At 41.2% G+C, this 20,116-nt stretch carries 19 protein-coding genes; 16 read left to right on the top strand and 3 right to left on the bottom strand.

Annotated features, from left to right (window positions below):
* Nucleotides 1–302: 302 nt before the first annotated feature.
* The 8 genes from aadD1 to ACRRU2_RS15435 all read left to right on the top strand — a co-directional run bounded on the left by aadD1 (nt 303) and on the right by ACRRU2_RS15435 (nt 8,207).
* Nucleotides 303–1,064 (top strand): aminoglycoside O-nucleotidyltransferase ANT(4')-Ia, encoded by a 762-nt coding sequence (gene aadD1, locus ACRRU2_RS15470; RefSeq protein ID WP_001014230.1) that lies wholly within the window; start codon nt 303–305, stop codon nt 1,062–1,064.
* A gap of 216 nt (nt 1,065–1,280) precedes the next feature.
* On the top strand, nt 1,281–1,685 hold the full coding sequence (gene bleO, locus ACRRU2_RS15465; protein WP_001242578.1) for a bleomycin binding protein: 405 nt from the start codon (nt 1,281–1,283) through the stop codon (nt 1,683–1,685).
* 303 nt (nt 1,686–1,988) lie between these two features.
* A complete protein-coding gene (gene istA / locus ACRRU2_RS15460; RefSeq protein ID WP_032495648.1) occupies nt 1,989–3,536 on the top strand; it encodes an IS21-like element ISSau9 family transposase in 1,548 nt (515 codons plus the stop codon).
* Complete coding sequence (gene istB, locus ACRRU2_RS15455; protein ID WP_000358824.1) at nt 3,529–4,281, top strand: IS21-like element ISSau9 family helper ATPase IstB; 753 nt, start codon at nt 3,529–3,531, stop codon at nt 4,279–4,281. The genes istA and istB overlap by 8 nt, the downstream gene beginning before the upstream one ends.
* A 243-nt stretch (nt 4,282–4,524) precedes the next feature.
* Nucleotides 4,525–4,704: a hypothetical protein gene (locus ACRRU2_RS15450; RefSeq protein ID WP_013356267.1), complete on the top strand. Its 180-nt coding sequence runs from the start codon at nt 4,525–4,527 to the stop codon at nt 4,702–4,704.
* 118 nt (nt 4,705–4,822) lie between these two features.
* Complete coding sequence (gene cfr / locus ACRRU2_RS15445) at nt 4,823–5,872, top strand: 23S rRNA (adenine(2503)-C(8))-methyltransferase Cfr (protein ID WP_001010505.1); 1,050 nt, start codon at nt 4,823–4,825, stop codon at nt 5,870–5,872.
* A 734-nt stretch (nt 5,873–6,606) separates the two neighbouring features.
* The gene (locus ACRRU2_RS15440; protein ID WP_032495683.1) at nt 6,607–7,221 is read left to right on the top strand and encodes a recombinase family protein; all 615 of its coding nucleotides are present in this window, start codon (nt 6,607–6,609) and stop codon (nt 7,219–7,221) included.
* A 32-nt stretch (nt 7,222–7,253) separates the two neighbouring features.
* Complete coding sequence (locus ACRRU2_RS15435; protein ID WP_432502999.1) at nt 7,254–8,207, top strand: DDE-type integrase/transposase/recombinase; 954 nt, start codon at nt 7,254–7,256, stop codon at nt 8,205–8,207.
* A 96-nt stretch (nt 8,208–8,303) separates the two neighbouring features.
* On the opposite strand, the gene ACRRU2_RS15430 is transcribed toward ACRRU2_RS15435, so the two are convergent.
* On the bottom strand, nt 8,304–11,261 hold the full coding sequence (locus ACRRU2_RS15430; RefSeq protein WP_018659524.1) for a Tn3 family transposase: 2,958 nt from the start codon (nt 11,259–11,261) through the stop codon (nt 8,304–8,306).
* Nucleotides 11,262–11,286: 25 nt separating this feature from the next.
* Nucleotides 11,287–11,841, bottom strand: a complete 555-nt coding sequence (locus ACRRU2_RS15425; RefSeq protein WP_018659525.1) for a recombinase family protein — start codon at nt 11,839–11,841, stop codon at nt 11,287–11,289.
* A gap of 391 nt (nt 11,842–12,232) precedes the next feature.
* On the opposite strand from ACRRU2_RS15425, the gene ACRRU2_RS15420 reads away from it, so the two are divergent.
* From ACRRU2_RS15420 to ACRRU2_RS15400, 5 genes are all read left to right on the top strand, one after another.
* The gene (locus tag ACRRU2_RS15420) at nt 12,233–12,295 is read left to right on the top strand and encodes a tetracycline resistance efflux system leader peptide (RefSeq protein WP_012779615.1); all 63 of its coding nucleotides are present in this window, start codon (nt 12,233–12,235) and stop codon (nt 12,293–12,295) included.
* 33 nt (nt 12,296–12,328) lie between these two features.
* Nucleotides 12,329–13,705 (top strand): tetracycline efflux MFS transporter Tet(L), encoded by a 1,377-nt coding sequence (gene tet(L), locus ACRRU2_RS15415; protein WP_001574277.1) that lies wholly within the window; start codon nt 12,329–12,331, stop codon nt 13,703–13,705.
* Nucleotides 13,706–13,879: 174 nt separating this feature from the next.
* A complete protein-coding gene (gene ant(6) / locus ACRRU2_RS15410; protein ID WP_205177999.1) occupies nt 13,880–14,740 on the top strand; it encodes an aminoglycoside 6-adenylyltransferase in 861 nt (286 codons plus the stop codon).
* 577 nt (nt 14,741–15,317) lie between these two features.
* The gene (locus tag ACRRU2_RS15405) at nt 15,318–15,905 is read left to right on the top strand and encodes a TetR/AcrR family transcriptional regulator (protein ID WP_432502994.1); all 588 of its coding nucleotides are present in this window, start codon (nt 15,318–15,320) and stop codon (nt 15,903–15,905) included.
* Nucleotides 15,902–17,440, top strand: a complete 1,539-nt coding sequence (locus ACRRU2_RS15400) for an MFS transporter (protein ID WP_432502992.1) — start codon at nt 15,902–15,904, stop codon at nt 17,438–17,440. The genes ACRRU2_RS15405 and ACRRU2_RS15400 overlap by 4 nt, the downstream gene beginning before the upstream one ends.
* Nucleotides 17,441–17,883: 443 nt before the next feature.
* On the opposite strand, the gene ACRRU2_RS15395 is transcribed toward ACRRU2_RS15400, so the two are convergent.
* The gene (locus ACRRU2_RS15395) at nt 17,884–18,006 is read right to left on the bottom strand and encodes a hypothetical protein (protein WP_432502990.1); all 123 of its coding nucleotides are present in this window, start codon (nt 18,004–18,006) and stop codon (nt 17,884–17,886) included.
* 538 nt (nt 18,007–18,544) lie between these two features.
* On the opposite strand from ACRRU2_RS15395, the gene ACRRU2_RS15390 reads away from it, so the two are divergent.
* The 3 genes from ACRRU2_RS15390 to ACRRU2_RS15380 are packed head-to-tail and all read left to right on the top strand — an operon-like array spanning nt 18,545 to nt 20,012.
* Complete coding sequence (locus ACRRU2_RS15390) at nt 18,545–19,048, top strand: hypothetical protein (RefSeq protein ID WP_432502988.1); 504 nt, start codon at nt 18,545–18,547, stop codon at nt 19,046–19,048.
* 16 nt (nt 19,049–19,064) lie between these two features.
* The gene (locus ACRRU2_RS15385; RefSeq protein WP_432502986.1) at nt 19,065–19,466 is read left to right on the top strand and encodes a hypothetical protein; all 402 of its coding nucleotides are present in this window, start codon (nt 19,065–19,067) and stop codon (nt 19,464–19,466) included.
* A 15-nt stretch (nt 19,467–19,481) separates the two neighbouring features.
* The gene (locus ACRRU2_RS15380; RefSeq protein WP_432502984.1) at nt 19,482–20,012 is read left to right on the top strand and encodes a hypothetical protein; all 531 of its coding nucleotides are present in this window, start codon (nt 19,482–19,484) and stop codon (nt 20,010–20,012) included.
* The last annotated feature ends 104 nt before the right edge of the window (nt 20,013–20,116 follow it).

The following is a 20,116-nucleotide window of genomic DNA, read 5'->3' as shown; positions in this document are numbered from 1 at the left end:
AAAAATTAAACCTTGATGACACAGAAGAAGGCGATTTGATTCATACAGATGATGACGAAAAAGCCGATGAAGATGGATTTTCTATTATTGCAATGTGGAATTGGGAACGGAAAAATTATTTTATTAAAGAGTAGTTCAACAAACGGGCCAGTTTGTTGAAGATTAGATGCTATAATTGTTATTAAAAGGATTGAAGGATGCTTAGGAAGACGAGTTATTAATAGCTGAATAAGAACGGTGCTCTCCAAATATTCTTATTTAGAAAAGCAAATCTAAAATTATCTGAAAAGGGAATGAGAATAGTGAATGGACCAATAATAATGACTAGAGAAGAAAGAATGAAGATTGTTCATGAAATTAAGGAACGAATATTGGATAAATATGGGGATGATGTTAAGGCTATTGGTGTTTATGGCTCTCTTGGTCGTCAGACTGATGGGCCCTATTCGGATATTGAGATGATGTGTGTCATGTCAACAGAGGAAGCAGAGTTCAGCCATGAATGGACAACCGGTGAGTGGAAGGTGGAAGTGAATTTTGATAGCGAAGAGATTCTACTAGATTATGCATCTCAGGTGGAATCAGATTGGCCGCTTACACATGGTCAATTTTTCTCTATTTTGCCGATTTATGATTCAGGTGGATACTTAGAGAAAGTGTATCAAACTGCTAAATCGGTAGAAGCCCAAACGTTCCACGATGCGATTTGTGCCCTTATCGTAGAAGAGCTGTTTGAATATGCAGGCAAATGGCGTAATATTCGTGTGCAAGGACCGACAACATTTCTACCATCCTTGACTGTACAGGTAGCAATGGCAGGTGCCATGTTGATTGGTCTGCATCATCGCATCTGTTATACGACGAGCGCTTCGGTCTTAACTGAAGCAGTTAAGCAATCAGATCTTCCTTCAGGTTATGACCATCTGTGCCAGTTCGTAATGTCTGGTCAACTTTCCGACTCTGAGAAACTTCTGGAATCGCTAGAGAATTTCTGGAATGGGATTCAGGAGTGGACAGAACGACACGGATATATAGTGGATGTGTCAAAACGCATACCATTTTGAACGATGACCTCTAATAATTGTTAATCATGTTGGTTACGTATTTATTAACTTCTCCTAGTATTAGTAATTATCATGGCTGTCATGGCGCATTAACGGAATAAAGGGTGTGCTTAAATCGGGCCATTTTGCGTAATAAGAAAAAGGATTAATTATGAGCGAATTGAATTAATAATAAGGTAATAGATTTACATTAGAAAATGAAAGGGGATTTTATGCGTGAGAATGTTACAGTCTATCCCGGCATTGCCAGTCGGGGATATTAAAAAGAGTATAGGTTTTTATTGCGATAAACTAGGTTTCACTTTGGTTCACCATGAAGATGGATTCGCAGTTCTAATGTGTAATGAGGTTCGGATTCATCTATGGGAGGCAAGTGATGAAGGCTGGCGCTCTCGTAGTAATGATTCACCGGTTTGTACAGGTGCGGAGTCGTTTATTGCTGGTACTGCTAGTTGCCGCATTGAAGTAGAGGGAATTGATGAATTATATCAACATATTAAGCCTTTGGGCATTTTGCACCCCAATACATCATTAAAAGATCAGTGGTGGGATGAACGAGACTTTGCAGTAATTGATCCCGACAACAATTTGATTAGCTTTTTTCAACAAATAAAAAGCTAAAATCTATTATTAATCTGTTCAGCAATCGGGCGCGATTGCTGAATAAAAGATACGAGAGACCTCTCTTGTATCTTTTTTATTTTGAGTGGTTTTGTCCGTTACACTAGAAAACCGAAAGACAATAAAAATTTTATTCTTGCTGAGTCTGGCTTTCGGTAAGCTAGACAAAACGGACAAAATAAAAATTGGCAAGGGTGTATATGTTAACTTAAAACTGAGCCACCAACGCAATTGAAAACTGAGCCACTTCTGTAGGAAAATAACCCTAGCACAATCGTTAGGGGGAAAACAGGAGTGATTACGTTGAACAAGAAGCAACAGGTGATTCAGCTGCATCTTCAAGATGTCAGCCAAAGACAAATTTCCACAGAAGTGAAGGTCTCTAGAAACACCGTATCCAAATATATCGAAGCCTTTGAGAAGAGTAAGGCGACCGATGTTCGTAACCTGCCGGTTACAGAAGATATTTTATCGCCTCCCTCCTACAAGAAAAGGGCTGGAGTGAAACGTAAAATGACGGAAGAGATTGTGGAAAGGCTCAAGGGGTTCATTCAGGACAATGAATGGAAACGCAAAAACAACATGAGCAAGCAACAAATGAAAAAGATTGATATGTATGAAAAACTGCAAGAAGAAGGGTACGATATCGGCTATACAACGGTTCGGAATTTCGTCAATAGCGAGGAGAGACGAACAAAAGAGGTCTATATTCGCCAACGCTATTCAGCGGCCTGGGAAGTGGAATTTGATTGGGGAGAAGTAAAACTGGTGATTGACGGGAAACAGAAGTCCTATTCACTGGCGGTCTTCACCTTGGCTTACAGCAATTACCGGTTTGCGCTGCTTTATGAATCCGAGACGATGATCTGCATACAGGATGCACATACCAAACTGATTGACCACTTAGGTTTCGTTCCCTCTGTTTTCACTTACGACAATATGCGAACCGTGGTGAAATCGTTTGTCGGAACAGACCGGAAAATCACGGATGGCATGATCAACCTCTCCAATTACTATGAATTCCGGATCCGGCTCTGCGAGCCAAGAAAAGGAAACCAGAAGGGGCATGTGGAACGGAGTGTGGAGGTTGTTCGCAGAAAAGCATTTTCGTATGACATCGCATTCCCTTCTCTTGAAGACGCCCAGAAACGTCTAGCCCAAACCATTCTGTCGCTCAATAAACGGATTCACCATGAAAAGAAACTCGCTCATATAGAATTGAAAGACCAGGAAAAAGTTGCCGCTGCTCAAGAGGCGCTTCCTCTGCCATTCGATGTTTCGGAAGTCGTGGAATGTCGGGTAGATAAATATAGCACCGTCACGATTAAGCAAAATCGGTATTCCGTACCTGAAGGTCATGTAGGCGCATGGATTCGTGCAAAGGTAAGTGCGGATTCAGTCCGTCTCTTTATTGAAGGGGAATTCGTCGCAGAACATCGGAGAAATTGGGGTGTTCATCAATGGGAAATGGATCTCTATCATTACATAAAAACTTTCACAAAGAAAAAAGGCGCTTTAGCTCAAAGTGAATGTTTGAGCCAAGCACCAAATCAAATTAAAAAACTCTTCGAAAACCATTATATCGGAAAAGAGAAAGATTTTCTAGAGCTACTCCTTTATGTACGTGAGAAAAATCAGTGGGATAACGTGATGGCTGCCGTCCGACAGATTGAGACAAAAGGTCTCGGCGACATCACGACCGAAAAGCTAATCTTTCTGAGCGAACAAACAGATCTGGTACCTGCGGTACCGCTGCATCCAGACGAGACGGTCGAACAGGCGCTTCAAAACATTAAGGCCTTTTCAGCGATGTTCAATCAAGTCGATGAAGGAGTGCTTGAACATGGATAAAAAGCAAAGCGTCATCGACCTGTGCAAAGAATTACGTCTTCCTGGCATCCGTGAGTTGGTCGAAGAAGACGTAGCATTCCAGGAAACGACACCTGCGATTGACCTGTTACACACCGTGTTAACGAAGGAAAAGAATGACCGCTGGATCCGGTCTAAATCCACACGGATCCGCCGTGCGAACTTTCCGGAGAAAAAGCTGCTGGAGGAGATTGATACTCGAGCGCTGCCGACAGATGCGCAGCAAAAACTGCCCAACTTACAGACGCTCGATTTCATCAAAGCTGGACAGAATGTGATTCTGACCGGTTCTCCAGGAACCGGCAAGAGCCACCTGGCGATCGGCTTAGGGGTAGAAGCTTGTTTAGCGGGCTACAAGGTTTATTTCGCCAGTGTCTCGTCCTTAATCAATCAGTTGAAGGAAAGCCGGTCCGAAAGGACCTTACGCTCTTTCGAATTGCGATTTGAGAAATATGACCTCGTTATCATTGATGAATTAGGCTACATTTCCTTCGATAAAGAAGGGGCTGAATTACTGTTTACACATTTGTCGTTGCGTGCTGGTCGATCCTCAACCATTATTACGAGCAACCTGTCTTTTGCGAAATGGGAAGAGGTATTCCATGATCCTATTTTGACCGCCGCATTGACGGATCGCTTGACGCATAAATCGCACGTGGTGAATATGATCGGCCCATCTTACCGAATGAGAGAAACGCAAAAGTGGCTTGAAAATAGCCATTCATAAGTGGCTCAAAATTAAATTGCGAAATGGCTCAATTTTCAGTTGCGAAATACACCCCCACCTTCTATCTCGTCCAGTTGGTTTCCCCAGTCCATAAATATCAGATGAAGACAAGGCACTAAAAGTTTTTATAAAATTGGTTGATTTAGGTTTTACATTATGTTGCTAACTTTAATATTTACATTTGAATATTAAAATGTTACAGTATAGGCTAAGTATATTAATTAGTGAAAGGAGGTAATAGCTATGTTAACTGTTTTTAGAATCTTATTCGGTGAAAATACAAAAATCGGAAACCGTTTAGCTATTAAAGGGAGTAGTCTGTCCTTTTTTAAACTAAACAATGATATAAAAACAGTTGCCGGAGCTTTGCCTCTACTATGGATAAGTTTAAAACAAGATCATCAACATACTTGTTTTATGTAGTGAAATATGCATATTTGTATGTTTTGACTTTCGGCACCGGTAATTTTTATCTGTGTTTTTTTTGTGTGCAAAAAGAAATTGATTCTTAACTAGAGCAAATTGTGAAAGGATGAAAGAAATGAATTTTAATAATAAAACAAAGTATGGTAAAATACAGGAATTTTTAAGAAGTAATAATGAGCCTGATTATAGAATAAAACAAATAACCAATGCGATTTTTAAACAAAGAATTAGTCGATTTGAGGATATGAAGGTTCTTCCAAAATTACTTAGGGAGGATTTAATAAATAATTTTGGAGAAACAGTTTTGAATATCAAGCTCTTAGCAGAGCAAAATTCAGAGCAAGTTACGAAAGTGCTTTTTGAAGTATCAAAGAATGAGAGAGTAGAAACGGTAAACATGAAGTATAAAGCAGGTTGGGAGTCATTTTGTATATCATCACAATGCGGATGTAATTTTGGGTGTAAATTTTGTGCTACAGGCGACATTGGATTGAAAAAAAACCTAACTGTAGATGAGATAACAGATCAAGTTTTATACTTCCATTTATTAGGTCATCAAATTGATAGCATTTCTTTTATGGGAATGGGTGAAGCTCTAGCCAACCGTCAAGTATTTGATGCTCTTGATTCGTTTACGGATCCTAATTTATTTGCATTAAGTCCTCGTAGACTTTCTATATCAACGATTGGTATTATACCTAGTATCAAAAAAATAACCCAGGAATATCCTCAAGTAAATCTTACATTTTCATTACACTCACCTTATAGTGAGGAACGCAGCAAATTGATGCCAATAAATGATAGATACCCAATAGATGAGGTAATGAATATACTCGATGAACATATAAGATTAACTTCAAGGAAAGTATATATAGCTTATATCATGTTGCCTGGTGTAAATGATTCTCTTGAGCATGCAAACGAAGTTGTTAGCCTTCTTAAAAGTCGCTATAAATCAGGGAAGTTATATCATGTAAATTTGATACGATACAATCCTACAATAAGTGCACCTGAGATGTATGGAGAAGCAAACGAAGGGCAGGTAGAAGCCTTTTACAAAGTTTTGAAGTCTGCTGGTATCCATGTCACAATTAGAAGTCAATTTGGGATTGATATTGACGCTGCTTGTGGTCAATTATATGGTAATTATCAAAATAGCCAATAGTATTGAACAAGGTATATAGCTGATATAATAAGGTGAATTTTTAAATAATATTAATGCAATTAATATTATTTTGATAACTCAATTATGCTAGTATTTTCTTCAAATATGAATGGACTACTGGGTGGAAGATAATTAACTAATCTGTATTCTTCTAATTTGAAATGAATAAGTTTCAAAGTACTAAGATATAGGATTAGTCATCCATTTTTTTTAAATCAGTTTAACTAGATGTTTTGTTTGTCGAATGACAAAAAACTCTTATTTAGTATAAATGAATAGATAATCCTTCCAATAATAATTGGGAGGATTTTTTATTCTCCCTAAATACAAATGTAAGTTAATGAAATATATACTTGAAGATGTTTATGGCATTCTAAAAATGTAGTCTTTGGCAGTTAATTTATGTAGTCTCTCTAGAGAACAACTTGAAAGTATTCGGGAATGCGTTCAGCTTCATAAAACCCTCCTCAATTATATAATCTGAAACCCTCTTGCTAAGTTCTTCTTCAACTTTTTGAAAACCTTTTAATATCATTTGATTTCTCACTTTATTAGCGTTCGTAAAAGTACACTTTTACGAACACTATTTAAGTGACCCTATATAAAGAGAAAGTACCGTTCATAAACATATGAAAATAAATTGTGAACGTTCTCTAATTTACATATACTTTTACGAACGTTTCTTGATAAAATGAAGAAAGACATTTGAAGGGAAAGGCAGAAGATACATTTCTATGGAAAATCGAAAATATGGATACATCCGTGTCAGCAGTAAAGATCAAAATGAGCATCGCCAAGTTGTGGCAATGAAAGAAAAAGGCATACATGAACGCGATATTTTCATGGATAAAGGCAGTGGCAAGGATTTTCAACGTGCACAATACCAACTGCTCAAACGGATTCTTCGACCGGGCGATGTGTTGTATATCCATTCACTAGATCGCTTTGGACGAAATAAAGAAGAAATTGTTGAAGAATGGAATGCCATTACGAAAGAACTTCAAGCTGATATTGTTGTGATGGACATGCCATTATTGGATACCACCCAATATAAAGACAGTATGGGCACTTTTATCGCCGACCTTGTTTTACAGATACTTTCTTGGATTGCACAAGATGAACGGGAACGCATACGCAAACGGCAACGTGAAGGGATTGATGCAGCAAAGAATCAAGGAAAGGTTTTTGGCCGTCCGAAAGCACAGATTACAGATACATTCATGGCTGCCTATCATGAATGGAAAAAAGGTGAGATTACAGCGACACAAGCGATGCAGCAAGCGAATGTTAAAAAAACAACGTTCTATAAACTGGTTAAGCAAGTGGAAAACGATCTTGCAGATGCCTAATCGTTCGATAATTTCAATGAGGAGTGGGGATTATGAGTGATAAAGTCCCGCATTTGACTGCTTATTCAGAAGAACAAAGACAAAAGGCCATGGATAAATATAGATTAATTGCCCCATATCTTAACCGCGAGAAAAGTTTGAGAGCAGTTGCTGAAGACTCTGATGTTTCAAAACGGACGCTTCAATATTGGGTGAGTCAGTATGAACAGTTTGGATTAGTGGGTTTGATCCGAAAGCGTCGCAGAGACTCCGGCATTTTTAAAGTGGAAAAAGAGGTACAAGAAGAGATTAAGAATTTAATACTGAATCATAAAAGAAATTCAGTAACTTCAATTCATAGAAAAATTTGTGAGACATGCAAAAAGAATAACTGGAAGCAGCCCAGTTATTATCAGGTGTATGCGATTTCCAGATTTTTATCCCCTGGACTTAAAAAACTCGCCTATGAAGGAAAAAAAGAGTATCAAAACACTCATGATTTAATTCACCGACGAGAAGCCAACTATCCCAACGAGATATGGCAAGCTGATCATACTCCATTAGATATCATTGTTTTGAACGAAAAAGGAAATCCAGAAAGACCTTGGTTAACAATTATTTTAGATGACTATAGTCGGGCAATTGCTGGGTATTTTTTAACTTTCCAAGACCCGACTGCCATTCATACAGCACTTGTTCTACACCAAGCAATATGGAGAAAAAGGAACTTTGATTGGCAAATATGTGGTATACCTGAAAAGTTTTATACAGATCACGGGAGCGACTTTACTTCCAATCATTTAGAACAAGTCGCCATTGATTTAAAAATCAACTTGGTTTTCTCCGCAGTCGGTGTTCCAAGAGGACGGGGGAAAATAGAAAGATTCTTCTCAACCATTAATCAATTGTTTCTACAAGATTTGCCTGGATATATTGGCAATCAGAACAGCCCTTCCCTGCTTACTCTTAAAGAGTTGGATGAAAAATTATCAAATTTCATTATATAGGGGTACTACCAACAAAAAGCGGAAAACATACGCTAAGCAAAATTCGACATAAAGAATGCCGATTTTTCCTACGCTAAGGAATTTTCGGATTTCATTTTATTGATTAAGAGGGCGCAGTGAATCTAAGCTTGTTATTTTCGTCATATCAAAGGTATATTCACCAAGAAAATTGATATGTTCCCATCCCAGAGGTGAAATGTGTTTTAATAGGTCCTCCCGTAAATTTCCTTTTTCCTTTAACAATTTCGTTGCTTCAGTTAGATATACGGTATTCCATACGCTAATTGCGTTAATTATAATGTTTAATGCACTTGCGCGCTGCAACTGATCCTGTAAACCTCTTTCCCGTAACTCGCCTCGTTTTCCGAAAAATAATGCTCTTGCCAAACCATTCATGGCTTCCCCTTTATTTAGTCCTCGCTGGATACGTCTACGTAATGTCTCACTAGATATATAATCTAGGATAAAAATAGTTTTTTCGATTCTTCCCATTTCCCGTAAAGCGGTGGCTAATTTGTTTTGTCTTGCATACGAACCTAACTTCCCCATAATAAGCGAACCGGATACTTTTCCCTCTCTAATAGAATGGGCTAATCGGAGCACGTCATCAAAGTTTTCCTGAATAACCTTTGTGTTAATCCGTCCACGAAGTAAGTTTTCCAATTTAGGAAAATCATTTGGTTTTTGAATTGTGTAAAGTTTAGCGTCAGCTAAATCACGAAGTCTTGGTGCAAATCGAAACCCCAACAAATGACTTAAACCGAAAACCTGATCGGTATAACCTGCTGTATCAGTATAATGCTCCTCAATATTTAACTCCGTTTCATGATGAAGTAATCCATCGATGACATGTACAGCATCTCTTGCGTTTGTATTAATGACTTTCGTATAAAAAGAAGAGAATTGATCACTTGTAAACCGATAAATGGTTGCACCTTTACCTGTACCATAATGAGGATTTGCTTCAGCGTGCAAAGATGATACACCAACCTGTACTCGCATTCCGTCAGATGAAGAAGTGGTACCATCACCCCAATATGAAGCAAGGGTTAATTTTTTCTGAAAATTTACCAATGTGGATTGCGCCCGACTAATAGCATCATCGTACAAACGCCATTGAGCAGCATTAGCCATTTGGTGATAAGTAATTCCAGGTGTAGCATCTGCCATTTTAGTCAAACCGATGTTAGTTCCCATTGCCATAAGTGCAGCCATCAGAATAGGATTTTCCTCTCCCTTTGGAGGTCTATTAGTGGAAGCGTGTACCAACATTTTATCAAATCCTGTCCAGTGGGCTACCTCCATTAAAAGATCAGTGAGCTTTACCTTTGGCAGCATATTATACAAGGATAGACTGAAGTTTCGTGCTTCTTCTGGAGTATCTTTTTCTAAACGATCTAGTCTAAGTTTAGATTTTTCGATGTTTACTCCTTCAAGATCATCAAGATTATTTGAAATCCATGTGAGTCGTTGAATTAGTGCCTTCCTTTGTTCTTCAAGATATACCTCAGCTGAGGAGCGAACTGCTAACTTAGTTTCTTCAAGATTTGTTGCTTTCCAGTCCTCTTTAGCAACAAGGTACTCTTCAAAGTCCTTATGTAGTCTGCTACCAACAACATATACGTCTCCAGAGCGAATATGATTTTTCAATTCTGTTAGGGCAGCCATTTCATAATAATGTCGATTTATTGTTCCTTCTTCATCATAAACATGTTTCTGCCAACGTTTTGGAACAAAATCTATCGGAGCCTCATCTGGTACTTTTCTTTTTCCAGATTCATTCATTTCTTTCAATGTTTCTAAAGCACGTATTAATGGCTCTGATGCTATTGTGGAACGAAACTCTAAAGACTTAAGAAGGGCAGGAGTATACTTTCTCAGATAAGTGAATCGATTTCCAAGCAAATCAAGATAATCATAGTCCATTGGTCGAGCTAATTTTTTCGCTTCTTCAACGGAGGTAATGATTTTATCCCATGGCATTACTTTTTCAATGGTGCTAAATGGATCGAGTCCTTCATCACGCGCTTGAATAAGCGCGGCTCCAATGTCTGCAAAATGAATAACTTTTTCATTAACTGCTTTTCCATTTTCCCTTTGCATTTCTTCTTGTGTTTTTCGACCTTTTGATTGTAAAATCATCATTTGCCTATCATGAATTTCAATTGCTTGGTCAATTAAGTCTTGGCTGAGTGTCACAAGGTATGCTACCAGAATGGCGTATTTCTTATTTTCTTTAAATCTGCGAAATGAATGAGGTTCATAACGTGCTCCAATACGTGATAATTGAAGCAATCGATTGGGATGCACTTCTTGTGTAATCATTGGAAGTTTCAAGTCCCTGATATATTCCAAACGCTTAATTACTTTTAAAAAGGCATCGGGTGACGATTGGCCAGGAAGTTCCCTTAACCATGCTAATGGAGTTTTCCTGTTTTCAACAAAGGGGTCGATAAGTGTCTCCAGTTTTTGTTTTTGCCAATTTGAAAGGGGTTTCATTAAGGATTTGAATATTTTTTCCTCTGCTCTCCGACGGGTTTCCCAAACAAGTCTTTCTATGGTGGTTATTCCAGGAAGTATTATTTTTTGATTCCGTAATTGTTCTTGAACTGTATGAAGTAGGTACATTGAATTTCCATTTTGCAAGGCATGTTGCATTAAAAACTGTGCAGTCTTACGATACTTACTTGGAGAGAAATTCTGATAACCAAATACTTGTCGAATTTCTTCCAAATGTTCATGTTTGGTTGGATCACGTTTAGCATATAAAGAAAAAGAATCGGGGTCAGCATTTATTTGCTTCGCTATATATTGAATTACCAAATCCGGTATAGGTTCAACATATGAGAGTGACCATCCAGGGTATCGTAAAACGCATAATTGGACGGCAAATCCTAAACGGTTATGATCCCTTCTGTGTCGATTAATAATTTCGAGATCATATTGCGAAAAAGTATAATAGATTTCTAATTCACGTTCGGTCATATCCAATGGTATTCGTACAAATTCTTCCCTTTGATCTGCTGTGAGTAATTCTTTTCCTCTAGATGCCATATTACCCCACCTTCGTAAAAAGTATTTATTTTTTTTCCAAATAGCGATAAATTGTTGTGCGGGATACACCCCATTTTTCAGCAACATCTTTAATCGGAGTGCCATTTTCAATTAGAGCTCTCATCATTTCAATATCTTTTGATCCATATTTCTCTGGGCGACCACCTAGTCGTCCACGCGCTCTTGCAGCTGCTCGTCCAGCAGCCGAGCGTTCCTCAATTAGATTACGCTCAAATTCTGCAAAAGCCGCAAATAAGTGAAACATCAATTGCCCCGTTGCGTTGCTTTTGTCCATAGTCAAGTTTTCCTGTAGACTGTGGAATCCTATTCCTCGTTCATTCAAAGTATTTACGATTTGTATTAAGTCCTGCATGTTTCGACCGAGACGATCTAATCGCCAAACGACAATTGTATCCCCCTCGCGTACATACTGGAGCGCCTCTTCTAAACCGGGACGTTTTTTCTTCGCCCCGCTCATTTTATCGTGGAAAATTTTCGTACAACCATGTTGGGCTAACGCATCTGTTTGTAAATCCAAGTTTTGTAATCCCGTTGATACACGTGCGTATCCAATAAACACAAAAATCACTCTTTCTCTATTATTCCTTTTGCTTCATTGTAACATAAGTTAAATAATAATAGGTTAGTAGACATAGATTAATGTACAGAGATATGTTATATTTAAAGCGTTAAAAGACACTTCCTAAAAGGGAAAAAGTTGTATGTACAGAAAAGGGAGAGTTTTGGAACAAACAGTAGCACCCACGATTGTCAAAGGTTATTATATGATAAAGTGTAAATGCTGAATTGCGGAATCTGATCCATGGATTGAAATAATAAATAGCCAATGATCGTTCTTTCAACTTTATTCAGCAATCGGGCCATATTGTTGTATAAGTGATGAAATACTGAATTTAAAACTTAGTTTATATGTGGTAAAATGTTTTAATCAAGTTTAGGAGGAATTAATTATGAAGTGTAATGAATGTAACAGGGTTCAATTAAAAGAGGGAAGCGTATCATTAACCCTATAAACTACGTCTGCCCTCATTATTGGAGGGTGAAATGTGAATACATCCTATTCACAATCGAATTTACGACACAACCAAATTTTAATTTGGCTTTGCATTTTATCTTTTTTTAGCGTATTAAATGAAATGGTTTTGAACGTCTCATTACCTGATATTGCAAATGATTTTAATAAACCACCTGCGAGTACAAACTGGGTGAACACAGCCTTTATGTTAACCTTTTCCATTGGAACAGCTGTATATGGAAAGCTATCTGATCAATTAGGCATCAAAAGGTTACTCCTATTTGGAATTATAATAAATTGTTTCGGGTCGGTAATTGGGTTTGTTGGCCATTCTTTCTTTTCCTTACTTATTATGGCTCGTTTTATTCAAGGGGCTGGTGCAGCTGCATTTCCAGCACTCGTAATGGTTGTAGTTGCGCGCTATATTCCAAAGGAAAATAGGGGTAAAGCATTTGGTCTTATTGGATCGATAGTAGCCATGGGAGAAGGAGTCGGTCCAGCGATTGGTGGAATGATAGCCCATTATATTCATTGGTCCTATCTTCTACTCATTCCTATGATAACAATTATCACTGTTCCGTTTCTTATGAAATTATTAAAGAAAGAAGTAAGGATAAAAGGTCATTTTGATATCAAAGGAATTATACTAATGTCTGTAGGCATTGTATTTTTTATGTTGTTTACAACATCATATAGCATTTCTTTTCTTATCGTTAGCGTGCTGTCATTCCTGATATTTGTAAAACATATCAGGAAAGTAACAGATCCTTTTGTTGATCCCGGATTAGGGAAAAATATACCTTTTATGATTGGAGTTCTTTGTGGGGGAATTATATTTGGAACAGTAGCAGGGTTTGTCTCTATGGTTCCTTATATGATGAAAGATGTTCACCAGCTAAGTACTGCCGAAATCGGAAGTGTAATTATTTTCCCTGGAACAATGAGTGTCATTATTTTCGGCTACATTGGTGGGATACTTGTTGATAGAAGAGGTCCTTTATACGTGTTAAACATCGGAGTTACATTTCTTTCTGTTAGCTTTTTAACTGCTTCCTTTCTTTTAGAAACAACATCATGGTTCATGACAATTATAATCGTATTTGTTTTAGGTGGGCTTTCGTTCACCAAAACAGTTATATCAACAATTGTTTCAAGTAGCTTGAAACAGCAGGAAGCTGGTGCTGGAATGAGTTTGCTTAACTTTACCAGCTTTTTATCAGAGGGAACAGGTATTGCAATTGTAGGTGGTTTATTATCCATACCCTTACTTGATCAAAGGTTGTTACCTATGGAAGTTGATCAGTCAACTTATCTGTATAGTAATTTGTTATTACTTTTTTCAGGAATCATTGTCATTAGTTGGCTGGTTACCTTGAATGTATATAAACATTCTCAAAGGGATTTCTAAATCGTTAAGGGATCAACTTTGGGAGAGAGTTCAAAATTGATCCTTTTTTTATAACAGGAATTCAAATCTTTTTGTTCCATTAAAGGGCGCTGTTCTGGAGCAAGGATCTGCGCCATGAATTACAGAATTGGGCTATATTGTGGAATAACTTATTGTGAGAATAGGGAGATTTAAATGCGCAAAGAAAAAGAGATGATAAACCTTTTTAAAAATATTGTTATGAATGATGACGGCATCAGATTATCAGTCCTTGAAGGTTCTAGAACAAACCAAAACATTCCAAAAGATGATTTTCAAGATTATGATATTTCCTTTTTTGTCACAGATATCGCACCCTATAAGAAAGATGATGATTGGCTAAATATTTTCGGCAATATGGTTTTCATGCAAAAACCAGAGGATATGGAATTATTTCCGGCAGAGTTTGAGCACTGGTTCACCTACATTATGTATTTTAACGATGGTATAAAGATTGATCTGAGTTTAATTCCTTTAGATGAGGTAAACAAATACTTTTCCAACTCAGATGGCTTAGTAGAAATATTGGTTGACAAAGACGATCGAATCAGTAAAGCGATTATTCCAAGTGATATTAAATACTGGACAAAAAAGCCCAATGAACAAGAGTTTGATGATTGCTGTAATGAATTTTGGAATGTATCAGCTTATGTAGCAAAAGGATTGTTTAGAAAAGAACTTCTTTTCGCATTGGATCATTTTAATCAAATTCTCCGTCCTGAACTTTTAAGAATGATATCTTGGGAAGTTGGTCTACGTAAAGGGTTTAATTTTAGTGTTGGCAAAAACTACAAATTTATTGATCAGTATCTACCCGAAAAGGAATTTGACAAACTAACTAAAACCTTCTCACTATCAGGTTATAGAGAATCTTGGGAATCCTTTGAGTTGTGTTGTCAAATGTTCAGAACATATTCTAAAAAGGTCGCTTCCTCATTAGGTTACAAGTATCCTGAATACGATCAAAAAATGACACGCTTTATTCGCAATGTTTACGAAAAATTGAGTGAAAAATAATCTTATGGAATGTAACCTGTTATTAAGCTAACGGGCGCGATTGTGGAAGACCAAAAGCCTAATTTCCCCTTCAATTTAGCAGGGATTAGGCTTTTTTATCTTTCAAAATCCTTAGCGTAGGAAAAATCGGCTTTCTTTATGTCGAATTTTGCTTAGCGTATGTTTTCCGCTTTTTGTTGGTAGTACCCCTAATGGACAAAATAATTACAGCTTTCCGGTCCCTTCCCCACTCCTAACACGGCCTGGCGGCGCAGTTTCAGAACACTACAACCTGTACTGAGCTCTCATATTTATGGATGCGGTTGCTCAGCGCGATCAACATGCCCGGTGTCCAAGTGGTCATACTGCGCGGCGGCGCTTATTGCCGGCCGCCCAAGATCGGCGAAAGGAGCCGCGGCGGCAAAAATGTTGGTGGGGTGAAGTGCCCGGATTGCGGGAGAAGCTATCGGTGAGGTTAGGCGTCGAGCCGGCGCTCGAACTTTTTGAAAATGAAAAACTACTTGCAAAATGAAGTATAACATCGTAAAATATGTGTACATTAGTACATGTACATTTGTACACGAAAGGAAATGAATCTATGACTACTCCTTCATCCGATCAAGACAAAACCAAACGGGACCCGCAAGGCCGCCGCGATACGATCGTCAAGGCGGCGGTCGAGCTGCTCGTCAAGCACGGTCCCTCGGCTATCACTCACCGCAAAGTCGCCGCGAGGGCCGAAGTACCGCTAGGTTCCACCACTTATTATTTCGCTTCTCTGGAACAACTGATTGAAGAAGCGCTCGGCCGCCTGGCCGACGAGATCGACCAGGAGCTGTCCAACGTCAAGCTGGCGCTCGCGGAGTCGGACGGCGATTTGATGATTCTTGTCGACATCTTTCATGACTACCTGCACAACCGTGCACAAGTTCAAGCCGATGCCGCCCTCTATACGGCGGGCGCCCACCGCGCGGAGCTGCATCCGCTTGCCCTGCGTTGGTTCGACGGGCTGGTCGGGCTTCTGTCCGGCTACACCGACCGCAATACAGCGCTCGCAATTGCCGTATTCAGTGACGGCGCTTTCGTTCATGCGATGCTTCACGAGCAGCCGCTCGAAGCCGCTATGCTGCGGAGCACGCTGGCGGCGATGATCGGCCGCGGCCAAGATCATGGAGGCCGGTCATGAGCACGCAAAACAAGGAACGTCCACTGGAGCTGTCCAAGGTCCGCCGCTGGGCCGCGACCATGGTGCTGTCGGCAAGCTTGCTAGTCATCATGATGGACTTGTCGATTCTTAATGTGGCCTTGCCCGATCTAGCGGCCGACTTGAAGCCGACCGCCAATCAACAGCTGTGGATCATCGACATATATTCGCTCATACTGGCCGGCTTGCTCGTCCCAATGAGCGCGCTCGCCGATCGGTGGGGACGCCGGCTGATGCTGTTGCTCGGCTTAGGAGTCTTCGGCGGCGCTTCCCTTCTGATCCTGTTGGCCGGCGACTCCATGTCGGTCATCGCCGTCCGGGCGCTGCTCGGGGTCGGCGGCGCGATGATCATGCCGACGACGCTGTCGTTGATCCGGATTATTTTCACCGATCCCGCCGAACGTGCCAAAGCGCTTGGCGTATGGGCTGCCGTATCTTCACTCGGCATAGCCTTCGGGCCAATCGTCGGAGGACTGTTGCTGGATCATTTCTCCTGGCAGGCCGCGTTCTTGATCAATGTCCCTTTGATGGTCCTCGCCATCATCGCCGGACTACTGCTGCTTCCCGAGTCCCGCTCTGCGAATCCGCCGTTATGGGATATGCCCGGGTCGGTGATGTCGGTGGCCGGCATGATCGGGCTCGTATGGGGGATTAAAAGATTCGCCAAGGAAGGCTGGACCGATCCCTTGGTCTGGATCTCGCTGATCGGAGCCGCCGCTTTGCTGGCCTGGTTTGTCGTTCGCTGCCTGCGGCGAAGCAACCCTTTACTCGACGTCCGGCTGTTCTCGCGCGCTCCGTTCACCGGAGGTGTATTGGCCGCCTTCCTCTCGATGTTTGCCATGGCCGCGCTGCTACTGCTCGTCGCGCAATGGCTGCAGCTCGTCGAAGGGCACAGCCCGCTGCAGGCCGGCATTCATCTGCTTCCGCTTGCGGCGGGAGCCATGATCGCATCGCTGCTGGCACCCGCTCTCGCCGCACGGATCGGCGCGCGGGCTACGCTGGCCGGCGGATTGTTCTTCGCCGGCGCTGGATTTCTTGTGATGTACGTCTTTCCCGAGCTGACTTACGGCGCGGTGTTGGTCACCCTCATGCTGGCCGGTGCCGGCGCCGGCTCGCTCGCAATCGCTTCGGCGATCATCATGTCGGGGACGCCGCCGGAAAAAGCCGGCAACGCGGCGGCGATCGAGGAATCCGCCTATGATCTTGGGAATGTTTTCGGTATTGCAATGCTCGGGAGCATCGCCTCATGGATTTACCGCGATCATCTCAAAGCCGAGACCCTGGTCGATCAAGGTTTGCCGAGTTCGCTGGTCGCCACTGTCGAGGACTCTCTCGGCGGAGCGCTCGCCATTGCCCAGGAGCTCGGCGCGAACGATCTGGTCGAGCATGCCCGAAGCGCCTTCACCGACTCGCTTGTGGGCACCGGCCTTGTCGGCGCGATCATCATGATGTTGGCGGCGACAGCCGTGTTCTTCCTGATTCCGAAGGGACACGACATTACGAAGCAAGAGCATTGATGACAGCTTCCGGTCGCAATTAACTGTAGCTCGCGCTCCTAATACCTCCAGATGAAATCCGGCTTCTCGATATGTCTAACGGCGATGGCTGGCGTTGCCGAGCAGCTGTAGCCCGCGCACCAGGCGCTTGCGGATGAAGCCGGGATTTGCGATCGGCGCGACATTGACGACGGCCGGCTCGAGTAATCTAATACTTTATTTTCTGATTTTGCTACTTAATACTTTCATAATCACTGGGCAGTCTATAACTTATTTTTCAATAGCTGACGATGTTTCAATTCAAAAACCGCGTCAATTCAGCACCTCGAGTCTAATACTTTTTTTTCTTCGTACAAAAAGCGAAGGAGACGAGCATAATGAAGAGTGAACGCTGCTCGGCCGAGTAATGAACATGGCGCTGACGGCGCGGATCGTGGCGGTGCAACGAAGAAAATCGAATATCATTACACATATTCTCTTATCAACGTATATCTTATCACAACCGCTTCGGCGCTCGCACGCAGCTGCCCTACTTTCGGTTCATTTCCTGCTACTCTCGCAATGATTGCTTCTTTCGTTGTTCGCACTTCGATCATCCTTATTACTATATTTTGCGACTCCCCAGTTCTCCCTTTTATTTATCCTGTACCTAGATACAGCGAAAAGTTCTGTTACCGCATCCGTATCAAGGTACGAGAGTAGGTTAGGGCGTGTGGTCGCGTGGGCGATTTTTTGGCCTCGGGGGGGTAGTAAGGGGTTAAAAGGATATAAATACATGAGTAGTAACGGGGTAGTCTATATGAGCAAGATACGCGGGTTCCAATGGGACTGCTGGGAGTATTTAAGGTGGAGAGCATGAGCGGACTGCAGAAAAGGAACAAGGGAGGAAAACGAACGGGCGAAAGAGCGGACAAACGCACAGATGAGGGGGAGGCGCACAGCACTTCTATAAAAGGTTGTGGAAAGATATACGTTCATAAGATATAATATGTTTATATAATTGGAATTTTTCATGGTGCGGTGTTGCCGGCTACTAGAGTTTCTTGTTCATATTGATTTCTCGCTAATGAAAAGGTAGGGCTGCGTTCCGTTGATAGATTCCAGCATCATCGAGGAGGTAATAGGATGAATAAGGCAGTGTTTATTGATTTGCTAGACTGTGTAAAGCGAAAGGATCACGAGCGCCTGTTTGAAGTCGTACAGCGTGAATATGACGAGGTGGTTGCCGTACAAGCGATTGACGCCTTGCTCATTTCTAAGGATCTGCAGGCCGAGGAGCTGCAACAATCTTGTACGTTTATTGGTGGCGGAAAAGTTGATGTCATTGAAAAGTCGGCCGACAGTGATGCTCAGGAAATGTTCTTCGTTATTCCCTTGAGTGAGGACTGGAACTATCGATTAGGCTGCAGCGTCGAATTTAATCAACATCGCTATCAGATCTGGTTCCACCATGTTCAAACAAATGAGAAGTTGAAACAACCGGAATTGTGCGTCCCCTGGGATGAATTGAATCCCCTTGACCAAGCAATGTGGTCATTATTGATTTCCAAAGTTGAAAGGTTGGAGCCGGCATTCTTTGAAGAGATGTATCAGTCGTGCTGGAAGAGTCAGCTCTTCGATGATGTGTAAATGAGGGGGGTTACAGATGTCCAAAATTAAAGAAGCATCCGGAAAAGATTTTAAGTTGAGCCGCATCCTGCAGGTGCAAGAGGTCATTGATTTCTATGTGCTGGCGGAGATTCGGGGCGGCGTTAGTTACTTATTAGAGCTCGACGAGCGCATGGTCAAAGATTTTGACGGCGTGGGCGTTAATCTCTCCTACATGAGTCGCAGGATTAGTTTTTTGCGTGAAAGCGGCTATGTAGAGACGTATTGGGATGACCCGATTAAGCGCAACATCCATTTTGTACGCATCACAGAACAAGGGGAGCAATACTTCTTGCGTATGCTTGCGGATCTCTCTCATAAGATTGGGATTGCGTCTAAATTTTATCGTGATATGGAAAAATACGTTGCTAAGTTCGGGCACCTGAATTTAACGAAGTAGGTAGGTGATCCACTTATGAGTGACGATAATAAGTCGAACGTTGATACAATTCTTGAGAAGCTGCAGCAGCCGCTACCAGACAGCACCGTTTCCAGGCAACAGCAAAATCCCAATAGCCTGTATTTCAAGAATGATGTATATGAATGGTGGGCGCGTAAACATGCTGGCTCTCTCTTCTCGAGCGAAGTCCTTATGTTTGATGTTACGGACCGTTATGTGAAGTTCGTTGTACGGGTTTTTATTGGTGATACCCATCATGATGGAGTCGGGTTCAAGCTAGTTGAGGGTTCGACTAATCTCACAACTTGCGTTGATTTAGCCCGCGAAGAAGCGGAGCGTAATGCCTTTGATATGTTCGGTTTTGGCTGGCATAATCTAAATAAGTATGGGAACAATCGTATACCTGTGGCAAACTTGAATCAGAAATGTACGAAATGCACGCTGCCATTAACTGAAGCTGATGCGGAATTTCTGAAAACCCATACGAAAAGCAATATTCCATATCATAGAAACTGTATCCCTGAACACTTGATAAAGAATCGATAATCAAGTACCATAATTATATACACATTTGCCTTTTGGCCTTTTTTCAAGGTTTTAACCCTCTTATTGAGTGGTCTATTTACGAAAGCACGGGACATTCAATTTTG

It is taken from the genome of Paenibacillus sp. GXUN7292 (assembly GCF_050864975.1).
Lineage (GTDB): Bacteria > Bacillota > Bacilli > Paenibacillales > Paenibacillaceae > Pristimantibacillus.
This window is presented reverse-complemented; position numbering and strand designations above follow the sequence as displayed.